Below are 23,236 nucleotides of genomic sequence, written 5' to 3'. Positions count from 1 at the left end.
AATCACAACGTTTGTCGATACCTGAAGCCCCGCCTCGTGCGGGGCTTTTTTATGCGCCGGTGCGCCTCGATCACCGACGCGCTCCCAGAACGCGCCGGTGCCTGCGGAGCGCAGTGCCTAACATCGGCGTCGACCTAATGGGGAGACGCCGATGAGCGCATACAACAACACCCGGCTTTGGGCCGCCATGATTTTTCTTGGCGCGGCCACGCAGGTCGGGCACGCCGATAGCAACAAGGATTGCCCGCTTTGCCCGCCAATGGCCACAGTGCCCGCCGGCACCTTTCACATGGGCAAGACCGTGAATCGCGGCTACGGCGAGATCGACGGCCCGACGCACACCGTAACGTTCGAGCAGCCCTTCAGAATTGCGAAACACGAAGTCACGCTCGGGGAATTTCGCGCCTTCACGCGGGCGACCGGTTACGTCTCCGAGCGCAAGTGCAACGTCTATAAAGAAGGCACGAACTGGTACATCGACCTGGAGCGCAACTGGGCCAATCCCGGCTTCTCTCAGCCGGAGAATCACCCCGTCGTGTGCGTCAGCTGGAAAGATGCGCAGGCATACATCGACTGGCTGAACGGTCAGACTGGCCGCAACTATCGCCTGCCCTCCGAGGCGGAGTGGGAATACATCGCGAGCACGGCAACTCTCAGCGGCGTTCGTACAGTCACGCATGACAACGCCAACATCGGCAAAGTCGAATGCTGTGGCGGCAAGGTGCAAGGCAAGGATCGATGGATGCAAACTGCGCCCATCGGCAGCTTCCCTGCCGACAACTATGGCCTGCACGACGTGCGCGGCAATGTTTGGGAATGGCAGCGCGATTGTTATCACGATAACTACGAAGGAGCGCCGATCGACGGTGACGCTCGCGCCACGTGCCCGACACCCGGATATCACGTCGTGCGCGGCGGCTCGTATGGCGATGCCGGTGAGTTCCTCGAAGAACGCTTCCGTCTGCGCGGGCCCGAGGATCAAGGCTTCTTCACCGTCGGCTTCAGGTTGGCCGAGTCGTCAGTCGAAGCTGACGCGACACATCCGGTCAGCGCGATGTTCGATGCCACGCGGGCCAGGAACGTCGACGCGGTGGCCAGCTTTCTGGCCAGCTCGGTCGAGCCGGAGATCGTCTACTACTGGGGCGAGACCGTGAAGGGTCGCGACAACATCGTGCAATGGCACCGCGAATGGTTTGCCGAGCATGGCTGGGCCCTGGCCAAGGAAAAACTCGAGCGCGCCTTCACCGATCAGAAACTGGCGGCGTTGAGCTACTCGATCGAATACCTCAAGAGCGCGGAACGAAAGTTCCGCATCCTGATCGATTGCACGCTGGTCAGAGAAGGCAGCGCCTGGAAAGTCGCGCGCATGCAGCAGACGCTGTTGGAAGGCCCGCCATCGTGAACTGCATCACAGTTTGAATCTTCTATTGTCGTCTCAACGTCGCACTTGATTCGGCGTTTGGCGACAGCATCGTTCCGCCGAACAGGATTGATACCATAGCGCCCTGGTCCACGACTCCTACAAGCCTCCGGGGCGCTCCATGTTCATCCGTTTACTCAAGACAGCTTTCGCTGCGCTACTGTGCGCGTCCGTGCTCGGCAGCACGCCTGCGTTGAGCGATCCGCCCGACCATGCAAAGGCGCACGGCTGGCGTAAGAAACACGATCCTCGCTATGTCGGCTACACGGGCCGCGAATGGGAACGTGACTACGGCGTGCGTGAAGGCTCGTGCCATCGCAAGGAAATCGGCACCGTCGTCGGCGCAGTTGCCGGTGGCGTGATCGGCTCGCAGATCGGCGATGGCACCGGCCGCACCGTGGCCATCATCGTTGGCTCGGTGCTCGGCGGTGTGATCGGTCGTGAGATTGGCGAAGAGCTCGACGAGGCCGATCGCGGCTGCTTCGGCCACGCGCTCGAATTGGTCGAGGCGGGCCGTCCGGTGCACTGGCTGAACGAGCGCACTCACGTCGACTATGTGCTCACGCCGCTCGGCATGGCCGACTCGAAGAACTGCCGCAAGTTCAAGCTGAAAGCCAAATCGGGCAAGAAGAGCAAGACCTCCGAAGGCCGCGCCTGCCGCGACGGCGATGGCGTCTGGCGCATGGGCTGACGGTTGTCCGTTTTTGCGCTCGACAGCGCCGTTTAGCGCCGTAGCATGGGCAGCGAGGGATCGCTGCCATGAAACGTTTAGTCGAAATCCGTTCCTATAAGCTCCAGCCCGGCGCGACAGCCGCGTTTCACGACGCGTTCATGACGCGCGCCGTGCCCCTGTTACGTGAATGGGGCACGGACGTAGTTGCGTTCGGTCCCTCCGAGCACGAGAAAGACACCTACTTTCTGATTCGCGCCTACGACGATTTGCGCGACTTGCAGGCTCGCCAGGACGCGTTCTATGGCTCCGATGCCTGGCGCAAAGGACCACGCCAGGCCGTCGTCTCGCTCATCGAAAACTATTTGAACACGGTGCTGTGGCTGTCACCGGCAGCCATCGCGGATCTGCGCGTCTGCACGCAACATTCGTACTAGCACTCCGCCGAGTTGTCATGAAGACTCCTGTGCAGTATCAATAACGCTTCACTGCGGAGAAGCTGCATGTCCTGCGAACACATCGGTCACGTGAAGCCGCTGCCGCCCAAGACCGAGGGGTGCGAGGAATGCCTGAAGTCGGGCAGCCGCTGGGTGCATTTGCGCCTGTGCCTGACCTGCGGTCACGTCGGCTGTTGCGACAGCTCGCCGAATCGTCATGCGACCAAGCACTTCCATCAAACGCAGCACGCCGTCGTGGCGTCGTTCGAGCCGGACGAACGTTGGGCCTGGTGTTTCGTAGATGAGGAAGCCGTGGATCTGCCGCGCGACGCGCTGAAGTATCTGCGCTGAATTACGCGGCGCGCAGCTGCGCGATGAGCTTGTCCTTCTCCACCCACAGGCCGTTCAGCCAGCTCTGCAGTCGCTCGCGAAACACCGGATCGTTTTGATAATCGCCGCCGAGCAGCTCGGCCGGAATCGCCCGCTCGCGAATATTCACTCGCACTTCGCGCACTCGATTGCCGAACAGGTCGGCCATCGTCGGCCGGCCGTCCGGATAGACGATGGTCACGTCCAGGATCGAATGCAGCGCGCCGCCCATCGCATCCAGCACGAAGGCAATGCCGCCTGCCTTGGGCTTGAGCAGATTGGCGAACGGCGATACCTGCTGTTGGTGCTTGGCCGGCGTGAAGCGCGTGCCTTCGACGAAGTTCATCACCGACACCGGGATGTGCATGAACTTTGCGCAGGCGCGCCGGGTTGCAGCGATATCTCGTCCCGCCAGCTCCGGCCGCTTCTCCAGATGCTGGCGCGAATAGCGCTTCATGAAGGGAAAATCGAGCGCCCACCATGCCAGCCCGAGCAACGGCACCCAGAACAGCTGGCTCTTCAGGAAAAAGCGCAACAGCGGCACCCGCCGGTTCAGCGCAGCCTGCAGCACCGGGATGTCGACCCAGGTCTGATGATTCGCCATCACCAGGTAATGCCCGTCGGGGCGCAGCTGCGCTTCGATGTCGAACACGAAACGGGTGTGGGTGAACCAGCGAATCATGGAGGTGTTGACGCCGATCCAGCTGGCGGCGATGGCCATCAACAGCCAGTCACAGACGCGACGGATAGGGCGCAGGGGCAGAACGGCCTTCACCACGGCCACCAGCAACAGCGGCGGAACGTGGATCAGGGTGTTCGTCGTGAACAGCAGCGCGCCGAACGTGGTTCGTAACCAGCTCATCACCAGACTCAGTCGCCCCGGGGTCGAGGCGCGCGCAGCATACTGAAGATGTAGCCGCTGTGGCGATTTTCCGGGGTGGCGGCCCACCCCGCGGAACCCATTGCAAGGGCGGATGGTTGGTGACATGGTGCCCCGCATGAGCCGCAACTCACCGTCATTCTCGTCTCGCCTGTGTGGGGTCGCGGCCTGGCGGCTGGCCGCACTGATCGCCCTTCCCATCGTCGCGCTGGCCTCGGACACGACCGTGAACGGTCCGCTCGGGCCGAATGCCGAGTTCCAGTTCATACGGATGCAATACACCGGCACCAGCCTGTTCGGCGGCCGCGAGCGCTGGCTGACCGATTGGCCCGAGGCCGAGCAGCACCTGATCCGCGGCATCAAGCGCCTGACGCGCATCAACATCGCCGAGGAAGGCAAGTACCTCAGCATCATGGACGACTCGCTGTTCGACTATCCCTGGATCTACGCGGTCGAAGTCGGCCATTGGGCATTGACCGACGAAGAAACGGTGCGGCTGCGCGAATATTTGCTACGCGGCGGCTTCTTGATGGTGGACGATTTCCACGGCACGCTGGAATGGGCCGGATTCGTGCAGGGCATGCACCGGATCTTTCCGGATCGCGCCATCGTCGACATTCCACCCGACGACGCGGTCTTCCACGTCGCCTACGACCTCGACGAGCACGTGCAGATTCCCGGCATTCAATCGTTGTACAGCGGCCGCAACTACGAGAAGGACGGGTTCACGCCGCAGTGGCGCGGCATCTACGACGACGATGGCCGCCTGATGGTGGTGATCAACTTCAACATGGACCTCGGCGATGCCTGGGAGCACGCCGATGTGCCCGAATACTCGCTGCTATACACGACGCGCGCGTACAAATACGCGATCGACTATATTCTCTATTCGATGACGCATTAGCGTCCGTCTCTCATCACAGGTTCGATTCGCGATGACCATTCACTGGCAGTGGCGCAGTTACGCCGAGCTTTCGCCGCTACAGATCCATGCGATCTTCGCCGCCCGACAGACGGTGTTCGTCATCGAACAGGCCAGTCTGTATCTGGACATCGATGGCAAGGATTTGCAGGCGCTGCACCTGGCGGCGTGGTCTGGCGATCGGCTCGCAGCCTATCTGCGTTTGCTGGCGCCGGGCGTGAGCTATCCGGATGAGCCGTCACTTGGCCGCATTCTCACGACCAAAATGGCGCGCGGCACGGGCATCGGCCGGGAGTTGGTCGCGCGCGGCTTGGAAAAGATTTACGAGCTGTATCCGACGCTGCCGACGCGTATCGGCGCACAAGCTCACTTGCACAAGTTCTATGGATCGTTTGGATTCGTGCAATCGTCGGAGCCGTACGACGAGGACGGCATCATGCACATCGAGATGATGCGGCCGGCGGGGCCGTTGGTCCGGAGCCCGCGCGCGTAACTCAGTCGACGTCGCCCGAGCTCTGCGGCAGCTGCAGGTCCAGCTCTTCGAGATCGTCCAGGATCGGCCGCGCCGCCGGCTTGATGCCGCCGAACGGGCGCTTATAAGAAATAAACACGGACGAGCCAAAGTTGTCTTCGAGCGAGTGACCCGCGCTCATGGACATCGTGCCGCGCCCCACGCCCATGCTCTGCTTCACAGCGATGAGGTTCGTGCGCTCGCGTGCCCACGTAGTCTGCGTCGCATACGCGACCGACAAGCTCGAGCGCTCGGTGACGTTCACGCCGACGCTGGCCAGATCCCGCTGCATGATCGGATCGGTCAGCGCCATGCTGCCGATGTCACGAAATTCGCGGCTCTGGAAGCGCGACCGGAACATCAGGTTGAACATCGAGTTGGTGTGTTCGAAACCGACTTTCGACATCCAGCCCGAGCCGCCGCTGACGGCGTTGCTCTGCGCGAAGGCAACCGACGCCGTGCCGATCGAGCCGATGCGTCGAGCGACGCCGAAACCGAGCGCGCCCACTTCATCGGCCAGATATTCGCCGTGCGCTTCGACCGTGAAGCCCATCGGCGCGCCGCATGTGACCGTCGTGTTCGCAAACATCGAGCCATAAGAATTGCTGGTGAGCGCGTAATCTTCGCGCACCCTGCCCAAGCCCACCGAGAAGTCCGAACAGCCTCGCTCGACCAGGCGCGTGCGAGCGATCATCGGCGCGGCGATGGATTCGGAGTGGCCGAGCGCATCCTGCACGGCCAAGCTCCAGCCCTGCTCGCCCGATGGCAGCGAACGATTCACGGAAAGATTCTGCTGGCTCAAGCTCGTGCCGGCCTCCCCTGCCGAGGCGAATAGCGCATCGGCGACGGTAGGCAACACAGCCATGCCGCTGGTCGCGAGCTTGTTGGAATCGATCACATCGTCGCGCGTATCGGCACGGGAGCCGTACTGCATGCCGCCGTAGCGGACCGAGGTGCCCCACATGCCCACGCTGCTGACGGCGTCGCCGACGCGCAGGCTTTCGTCGCCGTTTTGCTGGGTATACGAGGACTGCAGGCGGGTCAGGGTATTGGCGGTGGCCGCCGGATCGAGCGACGCAGCGAAGCTGTAATCGACCTTGGCCGCATCGCTCAGGACCTGGGCGTTGACGGACGAATACGCGGGATTCAGGGAGGTCGCACGAACCGCGACCGTCTCGGGCTCGCTGACCTGAGGCACGGCGCAGGCGGTAAGCGCCAGAGCGGGAACCAGGATGAAGATAGTCCGTATCGTCGCAGTCATCAGCTGAACGTCAACCTTTCGCGGCCGTGTGGCGACACCATGAGTGGTCTGGCGGGCGACATTGCCCCGAACGCCGCGAAGTCTAAGCAACCCGGCTCGACCTGAACATAAGTCAGGCCCTGTAAGTGTGCGGATTACGTCGCAATTTCACGGTGCAGCGGCTAATGTCTGCCGGCGGCGCACCCCGGCTGACTCCAGGCTGTAACTTCCCTCCGGACGCGGTGTTCTCAAGCTAAACGACGACATCACCGTGGCAAGGCAACCCCCGGACACCACCCCGCGCCAGGACGACTTCGCAAGCTTCATGCGTGCTTATCAGGACATGGTCTATTCCACCGCCGCGCGGATCACCGGCCGCGACGGCCCGGCGGAGGACATTGCCCAGCAGGTATTCCTGAAGGCTTACGAGAACTTCGCCCAGCTGCAGACCAGCCCCGCCGCCGGCGGCTGGCTCAAAACCGTGGCTCGCAATCTGGCGCTGAACCATGCCACGCGCTATCGCCGCCGCTGGCGGTTCTTCTCCGAAATGCGCAGCGACGACGATGACGACGCGGATATGGACATTCCGCAGCCGGAAAGCTCCGCCGCCGATTTCGATGACGACACCCGCCGCGCCATCGTCGCGGAGGCCTTGCAGAAATTGCCCGATCATCGCCGCCTGCCGCTGGTGCTGTATCACTTCGAAGAGATGTCCTATGAAGAGATCGCCCAGCAGCTCGGCATTTCACTGTCCAAAGTGAAAATCGACATCCTGCGAGCGCGCGGCGCGCTCGCCAAAATCCTCGCCGCTCGCGGTCTCACGGCGGAATGTTTCTAGAGGCCGCCACCATGAATACTCCCTCGAATCCGAACGAGCCACACGAGCAGCAGCTGGAGCGCTTCATCGACCAGGCGCTGCGCGATCAGCCTCTGCGCCGAGCCCCTGCCGATCTCGAATCCAAAGTGATGGCGGAGATCGCGCGGCGCGCGGCCGCACCCTGGTGGCAAGGCAGCTTCGCCGGCTGGCCGGTCGCGGCTCGCCTGTTGTTCATCGTCGCGTCCGCCGGCCTCATCACGCTGGTGTTGAAAGCATCGGCCATGATCGTCGTGCCGATCAAACCGGGCGCCCTGTTTGCCAATGTGGCGTGGATTCCTTCCCTGTTCGTGACCATCGGCACGGTCTTCCGCGACCTGCCGTCGTTGTGGGTTTATGGCGGCGTCGCGATTCTCGGCGCGCTGTATCTAACGTTGTTCGGGGTCAGCGCGGCTGCCTACCGGACGTTGTATGCGCCTCGTTGACGGCGCACGGTGCTTCGTATGAGACGTTTGTTTCTTTGCTTTTTCGCGATCGCTGTGCTCGCCGGCCTCGGCAGTGCTCAGCCCGCGCTCGCTCAGGAAGAGATCACGCCGCCCGTCGAGCTGGACGACCTGCCCCGCTCCGTCGAGCGCGAGATCGAACAAGCCGAGCGTGAGATCGAACGTGCCCAGCGGGCAGCCGAACGCGCAGCCGAACGCGCCGAGCGGCGCTTCGATAATCGTCACGAACGAGTCATCGTAAACATTGGCGATGATTCGTCGCTCCCTGCCGGCGAATACGCGGACGCCGTGATCGCAGTGCTTGGCTCGGCCTCTGCGGCGGGCGAAGTCGGCGAAGCAGTCGTAGCTATCGGCGGCAATGCATCGGCGACGGGTCTGGTCGGCGAAGGCGTCGTCGCACTGTTCGGCAACGTGTACGTGGACAGCGAGGTTGGCCAGGACGTGGTCGCGATCTTCGGCAACGTGCAGCTCGGCCCGAACGCCGTCATCAACGGTGAAACGGTTTCCGTCGGCGGCGCGATCACACGCGATCCGTCCTCCCAGGTGCACGGCGGCCAACAGCAGATCGGGTTCGGCCAGCACTTCGGCGACCTGAAGTGGCTCAAAGCCTGGTTCGAGCAGTGCTTCTTGTACGGGCGTCCGCTCGCATTCGATCAGAGCGTCGCGTGGGCGTGGTGGCTCGCGGTCGGCTTCCTGGGTCTGTATGTACTGCTAGCGGTGATGTTCGATGGGGCCTTGCAACGCTGTGTCACCACGCTGGAAGAGCGGCCCGGCGAAACGGTGATCGCAACCATCCTGTCCGTGTTGCTGTCGCCGGTCCTGGTCATCGTCATGTTGATCACCGTCATCGGCGCGGCGCTGGTGCCGTTCCTGGCACTCGGAATGTTCTGCGCGGCGCTGTTCGGCAAAGCAGTCGTGCTCGCCACGCTGGGCCGTCGGATCACTCGCTTCACCGGCATCGGTGCATTCGGTCATCTTGGCGTCGCCACGCTAGTTGGCGGATTGATCGTGCTGTTGCTGTACACGGTGCCGGTGCTCGGCTTCATCGTGTCCAACATTGTCGGCGCACTCGGCTTCGGTGTGGTCATCTACACGTTGCTGTTGGCGCAGCGTGCAAGGAGCGCAGCTGCTGCTCCAGTCGTGCAGCCTGTTGCCGTGTCACCCGAACCGCCTGCGCCTGGCATTGGCGGCGATGGCAGCACGGTTCCGCCTCTTCCGGCGCCGTCCGCTCCACCAGTGAGCCCCAGCAATATCGAGCTGAACAGCCAACCGCGGGCGGGCTTCTGGGTTCGCATGGGCGCGCTGACGCTCGATGCACTGATCGTGGCCGTCGTCGTGAACTGGCTGGAGCCGAGCGGCCATCTGTTCCTGGTCGCGCTAGCCGGCTACGGCGCGCTGATGTGGAAGCTGAAGGGCACGACCGTCGGCGGCATCGTTTGCAATCTGCGCGTCGTGCGCACCGACGGCCGGGACATCGAATGGGAAACAGCCATCGTGCGCGCGCTCGGTTGTTTCCTGTCGCTGATCCCGGCCGGCCTGGGGTTCATCTGGATGGTGTTCGACAACAACCGCCAGACCTGGCACGACAAGATTGCCGGTACGGTCGTGGTGCGTGTCCCGAGGAATACGCCGCTCGTCTGATACGGCTGGCGGCGCCTGGGCGCCGAGGCTACAGTGGCGAGTCGTTTTCGCTCGCTTGCTGAACAGTCAATGGAACCCGTGCTCCCGGTCGACTCGCCGGATCAAACAGTTATCGGCGTAGTCTCCGACACTCATGGCCTGCTGCGCCCCGAAGCGCTGAATCACCTGAACGGCGTCGAGCGCATCGTTCATGCTGGTGACATCGGCGCACCGAACGTGCTGGAGAAATTGCAGACGCTCGCGCCGGTCGACGCCATTCGCGGCAACAACGACAAGGGCGCGTGGGCCGAGGCAATCCCTGAAACATTGCTCCTCGAAATTCGTGGGCACCGCATTCACGTGCTGCACGACCTGAACCAGATCGACCTCAGCCCGTCGGCCGCGGGCATCTCGGTGGTCATCAGCGGTCATTCGCACAAGCCCGTCGTGCAACAGCGCGAAGGCGTGTTGTTCATCAATCCCGGCAGCATCGGACCGCGGCGTTTCCGGCTGCCGATCGCGCTCGCGAAGTTGTATATAACCGACGAATCCGTGCGCGCCGAGATCATCGAATTGAAGCTGCCCGGCTGAACGAAGCCGCGGCTCGTTTCGCGCTCGCCGCGATGTCAGTTTCGATGTTGCCGGTAATATTTTCCGGCGATGCTGAACACGATTTCGACACTGCAGAAATCTGCGCGACGTCACATTCCTGTCACCGACCGGAAACTACTCTAATCGGCCCATGTGTGAGCGATTCGTCATAGCGCATCAAACCGCAGTGGAACATGAGTTCCCGATGCTGCATGCGTGGTGGCGTTTCGAGCCCAGCTTCAATGTTTCCACACGTAACAACGTGCCGGTTGTGCGCCTGCACGACGGTGAGCGCGAGGGCGTGATGATGCGCTGGGGCCTGGTGCCCGACTGGGCCGAAGGCGATGAGCGTAAAGCTTGCACGACGCATGCATCGACCGATGAGCTCGATCGTAACAAAGCGTTCAGCGGTGCGTGGTGGCGAGGCCAGCGCTGCATCCTGCCGCTGTCGGGCTTCTATGGCTGGCAGCTCACGCCGCACCAATATTTGCAGCCCTACTTCGCGCGCCTGGTGAATCGTTCGGTGTTCGGCGTGGCGGGAATCTGGGATCGCACGATCAACAAGGACGAGGACGACGTCATCGAAGGCTGCGCCGTGCTCACCGTGCCGCCGAACGATCTCCTGGCCGACGTTCACAATACGGCGCAACGCATGCCGGCCATACTGCACAGGGATGAATACGAGCAGTGGCTGCGGGGCCCGACGGCCCGTGCGCGATCGCTGCTACGGACGTACCCGCAGGACCGGATGGTCGTGCACGCCGTGAGCCCGCGCATCAACTCGCTCAAGTACAACGATGAGCAGCTGATCAAGCCGGTGCTCTTCGGCTGAACGACGCAACCGGCTTGCGCCGGTGCGCCTGCGTTCTCGCTGTTACTTCTGAACCGTCAGCGACGTGTAGCCCAGCCCGTCCGGCTCGCGACCGGCTTTCAAACGGTTCACGATCTTGAGGCCATCCAGATCGATCACCGTCACCGTATCGAAATTCGTGTTGGCCACGAACGCCAGCTGCAACGCGTCCGGCATCAGGATGCCGACCGGCACCGGGCCGCTGCCGAACTGAGACGCCATGCGCTGAGTGTTGTCCAGCTTCTCGCCTTCCTTCTGCATCGGAATGCTGCCGATCTGCTTCTTGGTCACCGTGTCGAAGATAGCGACATCGCCCGACACCGCGTTGGACACCAGCGCGCGCGTACCATCGGACGTGAACTTCACGCGGATCGGCATTTTTCCCGGTTCCAGCGTCGCAGTAATTTTCAACGTCGCCGGATCCACGACCGACACCGTGTTGGCGTCGCGGTTCGTCACCCACACCTCGCTGCCATCGGGCGCCACCGCAATGCCTTCAGCGCCCTTGCCCGTGACGACATCGGTAACGCGTTGATGAGACGCCAGATCGATCGCAGTCATCGACCCCGAACCGATGTTCGCGGTGAACGCGCGGCGATGTTTCGAGCTGACAGCGACCATGTGAGTGCCCACTTGATCGGTCACGATCGTATGCTTCACCTTGCCGTCGTTGACGCCGACGATGAGCAACGCTTTGCTGCCTTCGACGGTCACGGCGACTTCGTCGCCTTGCAGCCAGACGATGCCGTGCGGCCGGCGGTAGGCGCCAAGGTCGATGGTCCGCAACACTTTCTTGGCTGGCACATCGACGACGGTCAACGTCTTGCCTGGATTGGCAGTGTCGCCGTAGTTGGTGACGACCGCCGTCCTGCCGTCGTTGGCGACAGCGACTTCATGCGGCCCGTCTCCCGTGGGCAGCGTTGCCCTGACCTCGTTGCTCGCCAGATCGATGAACGACATCGTGTCGTCGGACTTGTTGAGCACGAGCAACGTGCCCGACGGCGCAGCGCAGGCAGCGCCGCCGGCAGCGAGCAACAACAATGACCAGGCCAGCTTCATCATCTTTGGTTTCCTTTGTTCAATCATTTGGCTTCAGCGCCGCATCAGCGTGCTCTTGCCGAACAGCGATTCGATCAGGTCCACCGCCAACAGTGCGGTCTTGTTGCGAACATCGAGCGCCGGATTCAATTCCATCACATCCAGCGAAGCCATGCGGCCGGTGTCCGCGATCATTTCCATGCACAGCTGCGCCTCGCGATACGACGGCCCGCCCGGAATGGTCGTGAGCACGCCGGGCGCGATCTCCGGATCCAGGAAATCGACGTCGAAGCTGACGTGCAGATGCGTGTCGTCGTCGAGACCGTGCAGCGCTTGTTCCATCGTCTCACGCATGCCGTGCTCGTCGATGTAGCGCATATCGAAGACTTCCAGCCCCTGCTCGTGCACGAAACGCTTCTCGAGCGGATCGACGCTGCGAATGCCGATCTGCCGGATCGACGACGGATCGATGGCCGGCTTGCGGCCGCTCATCTCGGTCAGTTGCGTCGGGCCGAACCCGCACAGGCAAGCCACTGGCATGCCGTGAATATTACCGCTGGGTGAAAGCTCACGCGTGTTGAAATCAGCGTGCGCGTCGAGCCAGAAGACGCGCAGTTTCTTGCCGCGCTCGCGAGCGTAGCGCGCGACTGCGCTGATCGAGCCGATCCCGAGACAATGATCGCCGCCGAGCAGGATGGGCAGCTGGTCGGCCTTCAAGGTTGCATACATTGCATCGTGAACCAGCTGGTTCCATTCGGTGACTTCGGCCAGATGCCGATAACCGTCCACCGGATGCTGCCATGGATTGCCCGGACCATTGAGATTGCCGCGGTCGACGACTTGCAAACCGCGCCCGGCCAGAGCTTCACGAAGCCCGGCCACGCGCAGCGCTTCGGGGCCCATCGACGAGCCGCGATCTGCGGCCCCGGCATCTGTCGGAGCACCGATGAGCGCGACCGTCCTGGTCCTGGCTTTACCCATCTCGGATGACGATGTTCCCGCCGCGATCTGCGTGCTCATGGTCGTGCTCCTCTCGTTACAATCGCGGACGAACGCCGTTGTTCGCCGCGCCCTGATTGTACTCCAGCCCTATGCATGCCCCAGCACTGACCGGTCGGCGTGAATTGCTCACCGGCGTGCTGCTCGCGGCAGCCGGCGCCATCGCGTTTTCCTGCAAAGCCATCATCATCAAGCTGGCTTATCGCTACGGCGTCGATGCGGTGACAACGATCATGTACCGCATGTTGTTCGCTTTCCCATTGTTCCTGGCGCTCTCGTGGTGGTCGGGCCGCAATAAGCCCTCGCCCACCGCGCAAGAGTGGCGAACCCTGCTCGGCCTCGGTTTTTGTGGCTATTACCTCGCGAGCTATCTGGATTTCTCGGGCCTGCAATACATCAGCGCCAACCTCGAGCGGCTGATCCTGTATTTGAATCCCACCGTTGTGCTGCTGGCCGGCAAGCTGCTGTTCAAAACTGAAGTGAGCCGGCGGCAGTGGCTGGCGCTCGGCGTAAGTTATATCGGCGTGCTGGTCGTGTTCGGGCACGACGTGCGCGCCGGGCCGGACATCGCGTTGGGCGCAATCCTGGTCTTTGGCAGCGCCGTGAGCTACGCGATCTATCTGGTATACAGCGGCCAGATCGTACGCCGGCTGGGCGCGCTGCGCGTCACCGGACTGGGTACGAGCATTGCGTGCATCCTGTGTATCGCGCAATTTTTTATCCTGCGGCCGCCGTCGGCGATGATCGTCGCGCCCGAAGTCATCTGGCTGTCGGCGCTGAATGCGGTGTTGTGCACATTCATACCGGTGCTCATCACCATGATGGCGCTGGAGCGCATCGGCGCCGGTAGCACCGCGCAGATCGGCATGATCGGCCCCATGTCGACCATCATTCTGAGCATCCTGATCCTGGGCGAGCCGTTCACGGTCTGGATCGCCATCGGCACCGGGCTGGTCGTGGCCGGCGTCTGGCTGCTGGCGCGGTATCGCATCCGGCCCCATTCGTGACGGAGCGGAAAGTGCGCTGTGCTTCAATGGCCACGCCGAGCCCTTTGTGACTTCTTTATAATGCCGGGCCTTAACTCGAGCATGGTCGAGTATCGGAGCCCGCGTGCAGTCCATCATCTCGGTTCAAAACCTGGTCAAGACCTACGCCTCGGGCTTCCAGGCCCTCAAAGGCGTCGACCTCGAGATCCGCCGCGGTGAAATCTTTGCATTGCTGGGCCCGAACGGCGCCGGCAAGACCACGCTGATCAGCATCATTTGCGGCATCGTCAATGCCACGTCCGGCAGCGTCACGGCCGACGGACACGACATCCGCAAGGATTTTCGCGCGGCGCGCTCCAAGATCGGGCTGGTGCCCCAGGAGCTCACGAGCGATGCGTTCGAAAGCGTGTGGCGAACCATGAAGTTCAGTCGCGGCTTGTTCGGCAAGCCGCCCAATCCGGCCCACCTCGAAAAAGTGCTGAAAGACCTGTCGCTGTGGGACAAGAAGGACAGCCCCATCCTGTCGCTGTCCGGCGGTATGAAACGTCGCGTAATGATCGCCAAGGCGTTGTCGCACGAGCCGCAGATCTTGTTCCTGGACGAGCCCACTGCCGGTGTCGACGTCGAGCTGCGCCGTGACATGTGGGACATGGTGCGCTCCCTGCGCGACAGCGGCGTGACCATCATTCTGACGACGCACTACATCGAAGAAGCCGAGGAAATGGCCGATCGCATCGGCGTCATCAGCAAGGGCGAGATCATTCTGGTCGAGGAGAAGAACACGCTGATGCGCAAGCTCGGGCGCAAGCAGCTCACGTTGCACCTCCAGGCGCCGCTGCAACAGATTCCGACGCAGCTCGCCAACCGTCAGTTGGAGCTGTCGGCGGACGGCGCGCAGCTCATCTACACGTTCGATGCCCAGGCCGATGCCACCGGCATCGCCAGCCTGCTGCGGCAACTCAACGAGCTTGGCATCGACTTCAAGGACCTGCACACCAGCGAAAGCTCGCTGGAAGAAATTTTCGTCAGCCTGGTGCACCAACGATGAACACGTACGGTATCAGCGCCATCTATCGCTTCGAACTGGCCCGCTGGTTCCGCACGCTGGTGCAGAGCTTGTTGTCGCCGGTGATTTCCACCTCGCTGTACTTCGTCGTGTTCGGCGCCGCGATCGGCTCGCGCATGGCCGAGATCGAAGGCGTGAGCTACGGCGCGTTCATCGTGCCCGGCCTGATCATGCTCTCGGTGCTCACGGAAAGCATTTCCAACGCGTCGTTCGGCATCTACATGCCGCGCTATTCCGGAACGATTTACGAAGTGCTGTCGGCGCCGATCTCCGCGATGGAAATCGTGATCGGCTATGTCGGCGCGGCGGCGACCAAATCCATCATGCTCGGCCTGGTGATTCTAGCTACCGCGCGGCTGTTCGTTCCTTTCAGCATCGAGCACCCGTTGTGGATGGTCTCGTTCCTGGTGCTCACCTCGCTCACCTTCAGCCTGTTCGGCTTCATCATCGGCTTGTGGGCGAGCGGCTGGGAGAAGCTGCAGATCGTGCCCATCATGATCGTCACGCCGCTGGCGTTCCTGGGCGGCAGCTTCTATTCCATTGGCATGCTGCCGGAGTTCTGGCAGAAGGTCGCGCTGTTCAACCCGGTCGTGTACCTGATCAGCGGCTTCCGCTGGAGCTTCTACGGCGTGTCGGACGTCGCGGTCGGGGTCAGCCTGGGCATGACGTTCTTCTTCCTGACGCTGTGCCTGATCGTGATCTGGTGGATCTTCAAGACCGGCTATCGCTTGAAGGCCTGATCATGACCGGCGCACTTTCATTTCGTCGGGCCGCCGAGCAGGACGCCAGGCCGCTGGCGGTGCTCGCGGAGAAAACATTCCGCGACACGTACACTCAATTCAACACGCCAGAGAACATGGATGCTCACTGCTCCAAGTCTTTCGGTGAAGAGATTCAGCGCGCCGAGATCCGGGACTCGCGACGAGAGAGCTGGCTAGGGGAGCGCGACGGCAAGCTCGTCGCATTTGCTCAGCTCATTCTCGACAAACCTTGTCCGCCCGTTTCGAACCAGCGCGGCGTCGAGATCCTGCGGTTCTACGTCGATGCATCTCAACACGGCAAGGGCGTGGCGTATCGCCTGATGGACGAGCTCGCAGCCCGTTCCACTGCGCTCGGCGCTGAGGTGCTGTGGCTTTGCGTGTGGGACCAGAACGCGCACGCGACCGCGTTCTACGAGCGATGCCGGTTCGAGAAGGTCGGAACGACGACGTTCATGCTCGGCGCCGAACAGCAGTCGGACTGGGTGATGTGTCGCGACCTGCGTCGGGCTTGAATCTCAGGCCAGCGTTTGCAATTGATCCTGGCACGCGCTGAAATCGCGACAACAACAAGGAGTCGTATGACCGACATGCTTTCCCGTCGTAACGTTTTGCTCGCCACCGGCGCAGCCGCGCTGACGTTGCCCATGCGCTGGGCGCACGCGGCCACGTGGAAGGGCTACAACGACGCCATCGTGATCGATGGCCTGGGCGGGCCCGGCAGTCTCACCATGCAGCCCGGCGACGAGCTCAGCGAAGCTCATCTCAAAGATGTGCGAGACAGCGGCCTGTCAGCAGTACTCATCACGCTTGGGCCGGTCGGCACGACCGCACCGGACGCCGCATTCAAGGAACTGGTGCGCGGCCTCGTCGATGCGGATCGTGACATCGAGCGGCACGCGGACACGTTCGCTCGCGTGCGCACCGTGGCGGACATCGCGGCAGCGAAGAAGGCCAAGCGCACCGGGCTGATTTACGGCGTGCAAGACGGCGTGGCGTTCGAGACCGACCTGGGGCTGCTCGACGATTTGTATCAGCTCGGCCTGCGCGTCGTGCAGCCGACTTACAACCGTCGCAATCTGATCGGCGACGGCTGCATGGAGCCGGCCAACGCAGGCTTGAGCCGCACCGGTTTCGAAACCATCGAGCGGCTCAACTCACTCGGCATCCTCCTCGACCTCAGTCACTGCGGCCGGCAAACATCAGCCGATGCGATTCGCGCTTCGAAGAAACCAGTGGCGTTCACGCACACGGGCGCTGCGGCCATCGCCGATCATCCGCGCCATCGCACCGATGAGGAACTGCGCGCGGTAGCAGACAAAGGCGGCGTATCCGGCGTGTTCTTCATGCCGTATCTGAATGGCGGCAAGCAGCCCACTGCCGCGGACATCATCCGGCACCTCGAACACATGATCAAAGTAGCCGGCGAAGATCATGTGTCCCTCGGCACGGACGGCACGATCTCACCCGCCCTCCTCGACCAGAAATACAAAGATGCGTTTGCTGCAAACATCCGAGAGCGCAAGGAAAAGGGCATCGCCGCGCCGGGCGAAGCCGAGGACGGCTATTTGTTCGCGAGCGATCTGAACACGCCGCGTCGTTTCGAAACCCTGGGCCAGATGCTGGCCGACCGCGGCCACAGCGCCACCCGCATCGAGAAAATCCTCGGACGCAATCTGCTGCGAGTGTTCGGCGACGTGTGGCGCAGCTGAAGCGTTACAGCCCGAACAACACGCTCAGCGCCGCCTGGTCGATGCGGCTCTCGCCGGTGATCTCGTTGGCTTTCAGGTCATCGGTACGTTGATATTCCAGCCGCGCCGTCCAGCGTGGCAGGAACGACCACTGCACACCCGCGCCTACAGTAGCAACTTCGTTGCTGAAGTCGCGCTCGATCGGCGCAGGGACAATCGCGGTGCCGCTGTCGACCTGCGTCCTCATCTCGACTTCCTGCTCGACAAACATCACGCCGCCGCGAACGAACAGTTCCCACTTCTCGTGCACCGGCCACGAGCCGAGCACCGACAACGCGGGGCCACGCGAAGAGACAGTGTAGCCGCGGGTGATTTCGGGCAAGGTCAAAGGCACGGGTCCATCCGCCGGTCGATAGTGCTCGACCAGCGAAGCCTCCCCCGAATCGACATAGGCCAGCTCGGCCGCCAGAAATTTGTTGACCCGATAACCGAGCGCGACATTCCAGGCGGCGTCGGTTTCGTCGGCGACAGACTCCTGTTCCAGAGCGATGAAGACGGGCCCGGGATTGAAGATCGGTGGGAGCGGCCTGCTCGGATCTCCTATGACGCCAATGAATCCACCGGGCGGGTCGATCGTTGGCATGGGCCCGACACCTGCTGCCATATCGATCTTCTGCTCGCCGCGGCCGGCGGCGGCGCCCACATAAAATCCAGGATCCGCCGCTTCAGATATTTCACAGCTCAGCGAAATAACAACCAGCGCTGACGCGGCCGCGCACCGAAACATTCCACCACGCATTGGATCACTCCGTGACTGCGTACGATTGCACCTGCTGATCGGTGCAATCGTACGGCACGGCCGAGCGGTGCGCAGTATATTTTACTTAGTCTGACCGCCCTCGCCGGTGGCCGACGGGGCATTGGAATTCGCCATCGGCGGTCCGGAGAATTCCGTTTCCACGATGACGTTTACTTCATCGCTCACGCCCATCTTCGTGCCCGGAGCGGGAATGCCGTAGGTGATACCGAAGTCGGAACGCTTGAGCACACCCGTCGCGGAGAAACCGATGCGCGCATTCGGATCCATGGGATGGCCGCGATAGCCGCCGTTGAAGCGTGCTTCCAAAACCATCGGCTTGGTGACACCGCGCAAGGTCAACTCACCATTGATGCGCATGGAGCGAGCACCGGTCGGTTCGACGCTGGTCGAGCGGAATGTGATTTCCGGATACTTCGCGCCGTTCAGCCAGCCTTCGCCAATCAGCTCGGCGTTGAAATCCACCTTGGCAGGATCGGGGAAATCCGTCTCCAACGATTTGACATCGATCGCGACCGTGACATTGGAAGCGGCGAGATTGTTTGGATCGAACTGCAGCTGGCCGGTCGCCTTCTTGAAGCGCGCCGTGTAGTTCGAGAAACCGAGATGATCGACGCGGAACAGGATACTGGTGTGCATGAGGTCCATCGTGTACGCCCCGGCCGGCACGTCCACTGGCTCTTCCGCCGGCGCGGCCGCGGCAGCAGGTTGCGACACTTGCGCGGCGGGCTCCTTGGCAGCCTCTTGCTTGGGCGAACAGGCAGCCAGAGCAGCGAGCACGCCGAGTACGAGTAATCGGTTCATTGTGTTGTTCCCTTTGAAGGTAGAGCCATGCATCTTCCTTGAAGACGCACCAGCCCCGGGCCAGCCGACACGGCGCGCCAGAATAACTGTGGCCGGTCCTGCGCATCCCTGCGCTCCCGGCATTCGGGCATCCTGCCCAGCACCGGCTCTCTTGTGAGAAACTGCCGCTTGGCGGGCCACTGCCCGCGCCGGATGATTCGTTCATGAACGCCGTCAATTTCCAGGAGAAATTCTCCCGTTTCAGCGAGCCCTGGAGCCCCAGGGTGATCGCCGAAATGAACGACTACCAGTTCAAGCTGGTGCGCCTGCGGGGCGAGTTCGTCTGGCACCAGCACGCCGACACTGACGAGGTCTTCATCGTCATCGAAGGCGCCATGACCCTGCGCTTCCGTGACCACGAGGTCCCGCTGCGCGCCGGCGAGCTCTACGTCGTCCCCAAGGGCGTCGAACACCAGCCGTTCGCCGCCGAGGAATGTAAAGTCATGCTGGTCGAGCCCAAAGGCGTCATCAACACCGGCGACGCCGGCGGCTCCCTCACCGCCCAGAACGACGTCTGGATCTGACCTCGCCCAGCTGAACGCCCTGCCTCCAAATCCACCGGCGCGGCGAAGAGCCACGCGAGGGTGTTGGAAAGGTGGGTCGCATGATCAGGCTGGCGTTGCTGATTTCGGCGTTGATGTTGACCGGCTGTGCCTCGCACGAGGGCAGGCCGAGCAATGCCCGGATCGGGTCGGTGAGCCCGGTGGATGTGACCGTGACCCGGGATTTTGTCTACACCCCGGCGGACTGGCCGCAGGCGCTGAAGGCGGATTTGTATAAGCCGGCGGGCAACGGGCCGTTTCCGGCGGTGGTCATGATCCACGGCGGGGGCTGGGAAGGCCGCTCGCGGCAGGACATGGACGAGATTTCGCAGCGGGTCGCCGAGCGCGGTTTCGTCGTATTGAACATGTCGTACCGGTTCGCTCCGCAATGGCATTTTCCGGCGCAGCTCCAGGACGTGCAGCAGGCGGTGCTGTGGTTACGCACGCACGCCTCGGATCTGAACGTGTTGAAGAACCGCATCGGCACCTGGGGTTACTCGGCCGGTGCGCATCTGGCGGCGCTGGCCGGCGTCACCGGTCCGAACGATAAATGGTATGTCGAAGGCACCCGCGTGCAGGCGGTCGTAGCCGGCGGTACGCCGGTCGATATCCGCTACTACAAGGATGGCCCGCTGACCAACGGCCTGACTGGCGTGTCCTATGACGAAAATCCCGGCCTGTGGCGCGAAGCCTCGCCGCTGGCGCTGGTGAGCACCGACGACCCGCCGATGTTCCTGTATCACGGCACGTTCGATATCACCGTCGGCGTCAACAACGCGCACGCCATGTACGAGGCGCTGAACGCCAGCAACATCCCGGCCGAGCTATACCTGATCCGCGGCCTGGAACACTTGAGCACGTTCGTGGTCGACGCGCCGGTGGACAACGGCATCGATTTTCTCGACCTGTACCTGCGGACCGCCAAGCCGAAGCTGAGCGAACAGTCATCCGAGGGCAATCGCAGCCTGCGGTGACAGGCCGCGCTGCCCATTTGGGTCTGAATCTAAGCTACCATCGCGCCCATGTCCGGGCGCAGAACAAGCATCAACGACGTCGCCAAGGCCGCCGGCGTCGCGATCAAAACAGTCTCGCGGGTGCTCAACAACGAGCCTAACGTTCGCGAAGAAACCCGCGCGCAGGTGCTGGCCGCCGTCAAACGGCTGAACTACCACCCCAGCCTGTCCGCCCGCAGCCTCGCCAGCCGGCGCTCGTACCTGGTCGGCCTGGTCTACGACAATCCCAGCGCCAACTACACCATCGAAGTCCAGCGGGGCGCGCTGGCCCGCTGTCGCGAAGCCAAGTTCCTGCTGTTGCTGCACGAAGTGGCCGGCCGCACCGAAGAGGTCATGCAGGACATCCTGACATTCGCGAATCAGACCCATCTCGACGGCCTGATCGTCGCCCCGCCGCTGAGCGAGTCCGCCGAACTGATCCGCGCGCTCGACGCTCAGGCGTTGCCGTTCGTGCGCATCGCGCCCAACGAAATCAAACATCGCTCGCCCTACGTCGACATCGACGACGAAGCCGCCGCGCGCGAGATGACCGAATATCTGATCGGCCTCGGCCATCGCAGTATCGGTTTCATCATCGGCCGCCCCGGCCACTTCGCCAGCGGCGAACGTCTGCGCGGCTACAAAACGGCGCTGAAGAACCACAAGATTCCCTATGTTCCCGAGTACGTCCGGCAGGGCGACTTCCTGTTCGACTCGGGGCTGGAAATGACCCGTCAGCTGCTGGCGCTGCCGAAGCGGCCGACGGCAATTTTTGCGGGCAATGACGACATGGCCGCGGGCGCGCTCATGGCGGCCCACGAAATGGGCGTGGCCGTTCCGGCGCAATTGTCGGTGGCCGGCTTCGACGATGCGGCCATTGCCCGCACCGTGTGGCCGCCGCTCACGACCATCTGCCAGCCCACCTACCAGCTGGCTTATCGCGCAGCTGACCTCCTGCTGGAGATGCTGCTTTCCGGAACGACGCCGAAACCGGCGCGCCTGGCGCACACATTGGTGCGCCGGGATTCGACCGCCGTGGCGCCGAACTCGAAACCCAAGTAACGTCGCCCGGCCCTCCAGCGCATATCATCAGGCCAGTCCACGGAATCACGGATCGCGACGAATGCTGAGCCGCCCGGCCGCTAAATTGCTGACGATGGTCGTGCTGGTCGCGGCATCCAGCGTGGCGGCCGCGCAGGAAGGCGCGCCGGTGGCCGATCCCCTGCCGCAACTCACCCCGGACCGCGTCTATGCGCTGGATGCGGCGCTCGAGCGCATTTTGCAGGAGTTCTCCATTCCCGGGCTGGCGGTGGGCATCGTCGAGAACGGCCAGCCGGTTTACATGCGCGGCTTTGGTGTTCGCCACAAGGGAACGGATCAGCCGGTCAACGCGCACACGTACTTTCACGTCGCGTCCATCACTCGCACATTCACCGCCGCCGCAGTCATGCAACTCGCGGAGCGCGGACAGCTCGCACTGACCGATTCGATAGCCGATTCATCCGTGACAGTTGGCCAACTGCTGACGCGCGACGATGCGGCCTTCGACGCACTCGCCGGCATCATCGAAAGCACCACTCACCAAAAATATTCTCAATACCTGCAAACACGCGTGCTGGAGCCGGCCGGCATGGTGGAGAGCACTTTCAACGTGCCGCTCACCGCCAGCAACGTCGCGTGGCCGCACGCTGGCCACGTGTTCGTGCGTCGCGCGCCCAATTATCCTTGGGATGAAAAGGCGCTGCCGAGTGCCGGACTCAGCGCCAGCGTAGCCGATCTCACGCGCTGGGCTGCTCTCCATGTGAATCGCGATCCGTCGCTGCTGGCGCCGAGTTCCTACGAGGCGCTGTTCAAACGTCAGCGCGATGGCGAACGTGACAACGCCGCGATGGCGTTGGGCTGGCAGCTCGAACATCACGGCAGCGAATGGCTGCCCAGCCTGGCGACGCGGCGGCACGGCTTTTCGTCGCTGCTGACGCTCTATCCATCGCAGCAACGCGCGATCGTGATTCTTTCCAACGGCGAGATGACACCAGGAAAGGAAATTCGCGCCGTCATCGAATCAGTATTGGCCGGCGAAGCGTGGCTGCCGCCGAAACCTTCGCTGCTCATGCGCAGCGACTTTCAATGGGCGCTTGGCGGATTGCTGGCAATGTCCGTGCTGCTCGTCGCCGTGTCGGTGCATCGGCGTCGTCGACCGGGGTGAACCGCGCGCGGGCTCAGGATGAGCGACGCTCGATGCAGCGAGAAGCGACGCACAGCATGCGTGTGCTCGCGGTTTCGAGCGCTTCTATGTGAGTCTTGAGGTACTCCAGCTCTTCCTGCAACTCGCGGTAGGTTTCCATCGCCTCCATGAGCGGCACTTCCTCAGCCATGAACTGGCTGGTAAGGGCCTGGTCATCGAGACGCAGCAGCTCGATGGCCGTACGCGCCATGGCGCCCCGTGCCTGCTCCCAGGCGGCGCCGAATTTGTTCGCGTCGATCAACACTGGCGCGAACGTCATCGCCGCCCACTGCTCCGGGGTGGCAAGCCGCTCGGCGAGCTCTGCGTCGGACTCGGCGGCCGGACCGTCGTCGTGGGGAAACCGGGACTCGTCTGCCATTCGCGCCTCCTGCAAGAGGGATCGGCTCAGGCGACGATGTTTACCCTATTTTAGGATAATTCAGACGTCAAAGG

Annotated in this window: 27 protein-coding genes; 20 read left to right on the top strand and 7 right to left on the bottom strand. The window is 62.7% G+C overall.

Annotated features, from left to right (window positions below; translation table 11 throughout):
* Positions 1–151: 151 nt before the first annotated feature.
* The 4 genes from EK373_RS07080 (at position 152) to EK373_RS07065 (ending at position 2,878) form a co-directional block, all read left to right on the top strand.
* Complete coding sequence (locus EK373_RS07080; protein WP_129642006.1) at positions 152–1,402, top strand: formylglycine-generating enzyme family protein; 1,251 nt, start codon at positions 152–154, stop codon at positions 1,400–1,402.
* Positions 1,403–1,541: 139 nt separating this feature from the next.
* A complete protein-coding gene (locus EK373_RS07075) occupies positions 1,542–2,111 on the top strand; it encodes a glycine zipper 2TM domain-containing protein (RefSeq protein ID WP_129642005.1) in 570 nt (189 codons plus the stop codon).
* Positions 2,112–2,179: 68 nt separating this feature from the next.
* On the top strand, positions 2,180–2,527 hold the full coding sequence (locus EK373_RS07070) for an NIPSNAP family protein (protein WP_129642004.1): 348 nt from the start codon (positions 2,180–2,182) through the stop codon (positions 2,525–2,527).
* Positions 2,528–2,593: 66 nt separating this feature from the next.
* Positions 2,594–2,878: a ubiquitin carboxyl-terminal hydrolase 14 gene (locus EK373_RS07065; RefSeq protein ID WP_129642003.1), complete on the top strand. Its 285-nt coding sequence runs from the start codon at positions 2,594–2,596 to the stop codon at positions 2,876–2,878.
* Position 2,879: 1 nt separating this feature from the next.
* Here EK373_RS07065 and EK373_RS07060 read toward each other — a convergent pair whose 3' ends face one another.
* Complete coding sequence (locus tag EK373_RS07060; protein ID WP_129642002.1) at positions 2,880–3,758, bottom strand: acyltransferase; 879 nt, start codon at positions 3,756–3,758, stop codon at positions 2,880–2,882.
* A 136-nt stretch (positions 3,759–3,894) separates the two neighbouring features.
* Here EK373_RS07060 and EK373_RS07055 point away from each other — a divergent pair, with 136 nt between their 5' ends.
* Together EK373_RS07055 and EK373_RS07050 are read left to right on the top strand one after the other, a co-directional pair.
* Positions 3,895–4,680 (top strand): DUF4159 domain-containing protein, encoded by a 786-nt coding sequence (locus tag EK373_RS07055; protein ID WP_157994259.1) that lies wholly within the window; start codon positions 3,895–3,897, stop codon positions 4,678–4,680.
* 31 nt (positions 4,681–4,711) lie between these two features.
* Positions 4,712–5,191: a GNAT family N-acetyltransferase gene (locus EK373_RS07050; RefSeq protein ID WP_129642000.1), complete on the top strand. Its 480-nt coding sequence runs from the start codon at positions 4,712–4,714 to the stop codon at positions 5,189–5,191.
* Position 5,192: 1 nt separating this feature from the next.
* Here the strand turns inward: EK373_RS07050 and EK373_RS07045 are convergent, their stop codons facing one another.
* Positions 5,193–6,470, bottom strand: a complete 1,278-nt coding sequence (locus tag EK373_RS07045; protein ID WP_129641999.1) for a fimbria/pilus outer membrane usher protein — start codon at positions 6,468–6,470, stop codon at positions 5,193–5,195.
* A 250-nt stretch (positions 6,471–6,720) separates the two neighbouring features.
* Here EK373_RS07045 and EK373_RS07040 point away from each other — a divergent pair, with 250 nt between their 5' ends.
* The 5 genes from EK373_RS07040 to EK373_RS07020 all read left to right on the top strand — a co-directional run bounded on the left by EK373_RS07040 (position 6,721) and on the right by EK373_RS07020 (position 10,809).
* The gene (locus EK373_RS07040) at positions 6,721–7,287 is read left to right on the top strand and encodes an RNA polymerase sigma factor (protein WP_129641998.1); all 567 of its coding nucleotides are present in this window, start codon (positions 6,721–6,723) and stop codon (positions 7,285–7,287) included.
* 11 nt (positions 7,288–7,298) lie between these two features.
* A complete protein-coding gene (locus tag EK373_RS07035) occupies positions 7,299–7,748 on the top strand; it encodes a hypothetical protein (RefSeq protein ID WP_129641997.1) in 450 nt (149 codons plus the stop codon).
* An 18-nt stretch (positions 7,749–7,766) separates the two neighbouring features.
* Positions 7,767–9,407, top strand: a complete 1,641-nt coding sequence (locus tag EK373_RS07030; RefSeq protein WP_129641996.1) for an RDD family protein — start codon at positions 7,767–7,769, stop codon at positions 9,405–9,407.
* Positions 9,408–9,476: 69 nt separating this feature from the next.
* Complete coding sequence (locus EK373_RS07025; RefSeq protein WP_129641995.1) at positions 9,477–9,977, top strand: metallophosphoesterase family protein; 501 nt, start codon at positions 9,477–9,479, stop codon at positions 9,975–9,977.
* A gap of 151 nt (positions 9,978–10,128) precedes the next feature.
* Positions 10,129–10,809, top strand: coding sequence for an SOS response-associated peptidase (locus tag EK373_RS07020; protein ID WP_129641994.1), 681 nt, complete (start codon positions 10,129–10,131; stop codon positions 10,807–10,809).
* Between the two features lie 42 nt (positions 10,810–10,851).
* On the opposite strand, the gene EK373_RS07015 is transcribed toward EK373_RS07020, so the two are convergent.
* Complete coding sequence (locus EK373_RS07015) at positions 10,852–11,889, bottom strand: YVTN family beta-propeller repeat protein (protein ID WP_157994257.1); 1,038 nt, start codon at positions 11,887–11,889, stop codon at positions 10,852–10,854.
* Positions 11,890–11,919: 30 nt separating this feature from the next.
* Positions 11,920–12,846: an arginase gene (gene rocF / locus EK373_RS07010; protein WP_129643385.1), complete on the bottom strand. Its 927-nt coding sequence runs from the start codon at positions 12,844–12,846 to the stop codon at positions 11,920–11,922.
* Between the two features lie 110 nt (positions 12,847–12,956).
* Between rocF and EK373_RS07005 the strand changes: the two genes are divergently transcribed.
* The 5 genes from EK373_RS07005 to EK373_RS06985 all read left to right on the top strand — a co-directional run bounded on the left by EK373_RS07005 (position 12,957) and on the right by EK373_RS06985 (position 17,386).
* Positions 12,957–13,871, top strand: coding sequence for a DMT family transporter (locus EK373_RS07005; RefSeq protein WP_129641992.1), 915 nt, complete (start codon positions 12,957–12,959; stop codon positions 13,869–13,871).
* A gap of 103 nt (positions 13,872–13,974) precedes the next feature.
* Positions 13,975–14,898, top strand: a complete 924-nt coding sequence (locus EK373_RS07000; RefSeq protein ID WP_129641991.1) for an ABC transporter ATP-binding protein — start codon at positions 13,975–13,977, stop codon at positions 14,896–14,898.
* A complete protein-coding gene (locus EK373_RS06995; RefSeq protein WP_129641990.1) occupies positions 14,895–15,656 on the top strand; it encodes an ABC transporter permease in 762 nt (253 codons plus the stop codon). Before EK373_RS07000 ends, EK373_RS06995 begins: the two co-directional genes overlap by 4 nt.
* A gap of 2 nt (positions 15,657–15,658) precedes the next feature.
* Positions 15,659–16,189 carry a GNAT family N-acetyltransferase gene (locus EK373_RS06990; RefSeq protein WP_129641989.1) on the top strand — a complete coding sequence of 177 codons (531 nt, stop codon included), beginning with the start codon at positions 15,659–15,661 and terminating at the stop codon, positions 16,187–16,189.
* Between the two features lie 66 nt (positions 16,190–16,255).
* Positions 16,256–17,386, top strand: a complete 1,131-nt coding sequence (locus EK373_RS06985) for a dipeptidase (protein WP_129641988.1) — start codon at positions 16,256–16,258, stop codon at positions 17,384–17,386.
* 4 nt (positions 17,387–17,390) lie between these two features.
* On the opposite strand, the gene EK373_RS06980 is transcribed toward EK373_RS06985, so the two are convergent.
* Both EK373_RS06980 and EK373_RS06975 read right to left on the bottom strand, forming a co-directional pair.
* The gene (locus EK373_RS06980; RefSeq protein WP_157994256.1) at positions 17,391–18,068 is read right to left on the bottom strand and encodes a porin family protein; all 678 of its coding nucleotides are present in this window, start codon (positions 18,066–18,068) and stop codon (positions 17,391–17,393) included.
* Between the two features lie 177 nt (positions 18,069–18,245).
* Entirely contained in the window at positions 18,246–18,986 is a 741-nt protein-coding gene (locus tag EK373_RS06975; protein ID WP_129641986.1) for a YceI family protein, read from the bottom strand.
* A 203-nt stretch (positions 18,987–19,189) separates the two neighbouring features.
* On the opposite strand from EK373_RS06975, the gene EK373_RS06970 reads away from it, so the two are divergent.
* The 4 genes from EK373_RS06970 to EK373_RS06955 all read left to right on the top strand — a co-directional run bounded on the left by EK373_RS06970 (position 19,190) and on the right by EK373_RS06955 (position 22,765).
* Positions 19,190–19,549, top strand: coding sequence for a cupin domain-containing protein (locus EK373_RS06970; protein WP_129641985.1), 360 nt, complete (start codon positions 19,190–19,192; stop codon positions 19,547–19,549).
* Between the two features lie 80 nt (positions 19,550–19,629).
* On the top strand, positions 19,630–20,541 hold the full coding sequence (locus EK373_RS06965) for an alpha/beta hydrolase (protein ID WP_129641984.1): 912 nt from the start codon (positions 19,630–19,632) through the stop codon (positions 20,539–20,541).
* A gap of 48 nt (positions 20,542–20,589) precedes the next feature.
* Positions 20,590–21,621, top strand: coding sequence for a LacI family DNA-binding transcriptional regulator (locus EK373_RS06960; protein ID WP_129641983.1), 1,032 nt, complete (start codon positions 20,590–20,592; stop codon positions 21,619–21,621).
* Positions 21,622–21,682: 61 nt separating this feature from the next.
* Positions 21,683–22,765: a serine hydrolase domain-containing protein gene (locus EK373_RS06955; RefSeq protein ID WP_129641982.1), complete on the top strand. Its 1,083-nt coding sequence runs from the start codon at positions 21,683–21,685 to the stop codon at positions 22,763–22,765.
* Between the two features lie 13 nt (positions 22,766–22,778).
* On the opposite strand, the gene EK373_RS06950 is transcribed toward EK373_RS06955, so the two are convergent.
* Complete coding sequence (locus EK373_RS06950; protein ID WP_129641981.1) at positions 22,779–23,162, bottom strand: hypothetical protein; 384 nt, start codon at positions 23,160–23,162, stop codon at positions 22,779–22,781.
* Positions 23,163–23,236 lie beyond the last annotated feature (74 nt).

This window comes from Peristeroidobacter agariperforans (genome assembly GCF_004138335.1).
GTDB classification, from domain to species: Bacteria; Pseudomonadota; Gammaproteobacteria; order Steroidobacterales; family Steroidobacteraceae; genus Steroidobacter; species Steroidobacter agariperforans.
The sequence above is the reverse complement of the archived record's forward strand: the minus strand, read 5'-3'. Positions and strand labels throughout refer to the sequence as shown.

Bases quoted from the DNA above. Each gene is read 5' to 3' on its own strand.
- EK373_RS07080 (WP_129642006.1), top strand. From the start codon at position 152: ATGAGCGCATACAACAACACCCGGCTTTGGGCCGCCATGATTTTTCTT.
- EK373_RS07075 (WP_129642005.1), top strand. From the start codon at position 1,542: ATGTTCATCCGTTTACTCAAGACAGCTTTCGCTGCGCTACTGTGCGCG.
- EK373_RS07070 (WP_129642004.1), top strand. From the start codon at position 2,180: ATGAAACGTTTAGTCGAAATCCGTTCCTATAAGCTCCAGCCCGGCGCG.
- EK373_RS07065 (WP_129642003.1), top strand. From the start codon at position 2,594: ATGTCCTGCGAACACATCGGTCACGTGAAGCCGCTGCCGCCCAAGACC.
- EK373_RS07060 (WP_129642002.1), bottom strand. From the start codon at position 3,758: ATGAGCTGGTTACGAACCACGTTCGGCGCGCTGCTGTTCACGACGAAC.
- EK373_RS07055 (WP_157994259.1), top strand. From the start codon at position 3,895: ATGAGCCGCAACTCACCGTCATTCTCGTCTCGCCTGTGTGGGGTCGCG.
- EK373_RS07050 (WP_129642000.1), top strand. From the start codon at position 4,712: ATGACCATTCACTGGCAGTGGCGCAGTTACGCCGAGCTTTCGCCGCTA.
- EK373_RS07045 (WP_129641999.1), bottom strand. From the start codon at position 6,470: ATGACTGCGACGATACGGACTATCTTCATCCTGGTTCCCGCTCTGGCG.
- EK373_RS07035 (WP_129641997.1), top strand. From the start codon at position 7,299: ATGAATACTCCCTCGAATCCGAACGAGCCACACGAGCAGCAGCTGGAG.
- EK373_RS07030 (WP_129641996.1), top strand. From the start codon at position 7,767: ATGAGACGTTTGTTTCTTTGCTTTTTCGCGATCGCTGTGCTCGCCGGC.
- EK373_RS07025 (WP_129641995.1), top strand. From the start codon at position 9,477: ATGGAACCCGTGCTCCCGGTCGACTCGCCGGATCAAACAGTTATCGGC.
- EK373_RS07020 (WP_129641994.1), top strand. From the start codon at position 10,129: ATGTGTGAGCGATTCGTCATAGCGCATCAAACCGCAGTGGAACATGAG.
- EK373_RS07015 (WP_157994257.1), bottom strand. From the start codon at position 11,889: ATGATGAAGCTGGCCTGGTCATTGTTGTTGCTCGCTGCCGGCGGCGCT.
- rocF (WP_129643385.1), bottom strand. From the start codon at position 12,846: ATGGGTAAAGCCAGGACCAGGACGGTCGCGCTCATCGGTGCTCCGACA.
- EK373_RS07005 (WP_129641992.1), top strand. From the start codon at position 12,957: ATGCATGCCCCAGCACTGACCGGTCGGCGTGAATTGCTCACCGGCGTG.
- EK373_RS06995 (WP_129641990.1), top strand. From the start codon at position 14,895: ATGAACACGTACGGTATCAGCGCCATCTATCGCTTCGAACTGGCCCGC.
- EK373_RS06990 (WP_129641989.1), top strand. From the start codon at position 15,659: ATGACCGGCGCACTTTCATTTCGTCGGGCCGCCGAGCAGGACGCCAGG.
- EK373_RS06985 (WP_129641988.1), top strand. From the start codon at position 16,256: ATGACCGACATGCTTTCCCGTCGTAACGTTTTGCTCGCCACCGGCGCA.
- EK373_RS06975 (WP_129641986.1), bottom strand. From the start codon at position 18,986: ATGAACCGATTACTCGTACTCGGCGTGCTCGCTGCTCTGGCTGCCTGT.
- EK373_RS06970 (WP_129641985.1), top strand. From the start codon at position 19,190: ATGAACGCCGTCAATTTCCAGGAGAAATTCTCCCGTTTCAGCGAGCCC.
- EK373_RS06965 (WP_129641984.1), top strand. From the start codon at position 19,630: ATGATCAGGCTGGCGTTGCTGATTTCGGCGTTGATGTTGACCGGCTGT.
- EK373_RS06960 (WP_129641983.1), top strand. From the start codon at position 20,590: ATGTCCGGGCGCAGAACAAGCATCAACGACGTCGCCAAGGCCGCCGGC.
- EK373_RS06955 (WP_129641982.1), top strand. From the start codon at position 21,683: ATGCTGAGCCGCCCGGCCGCTAAATTGCTGACGATGGTCGTGCTGGTC.
- EK373_RS06950 (WP_129641981.1), bottom strand. From the start codon at position 23,162: ATGGCAGACGAGTCCCGGTTTCCCCACGACGACGGTCCGGCCGCCGAG.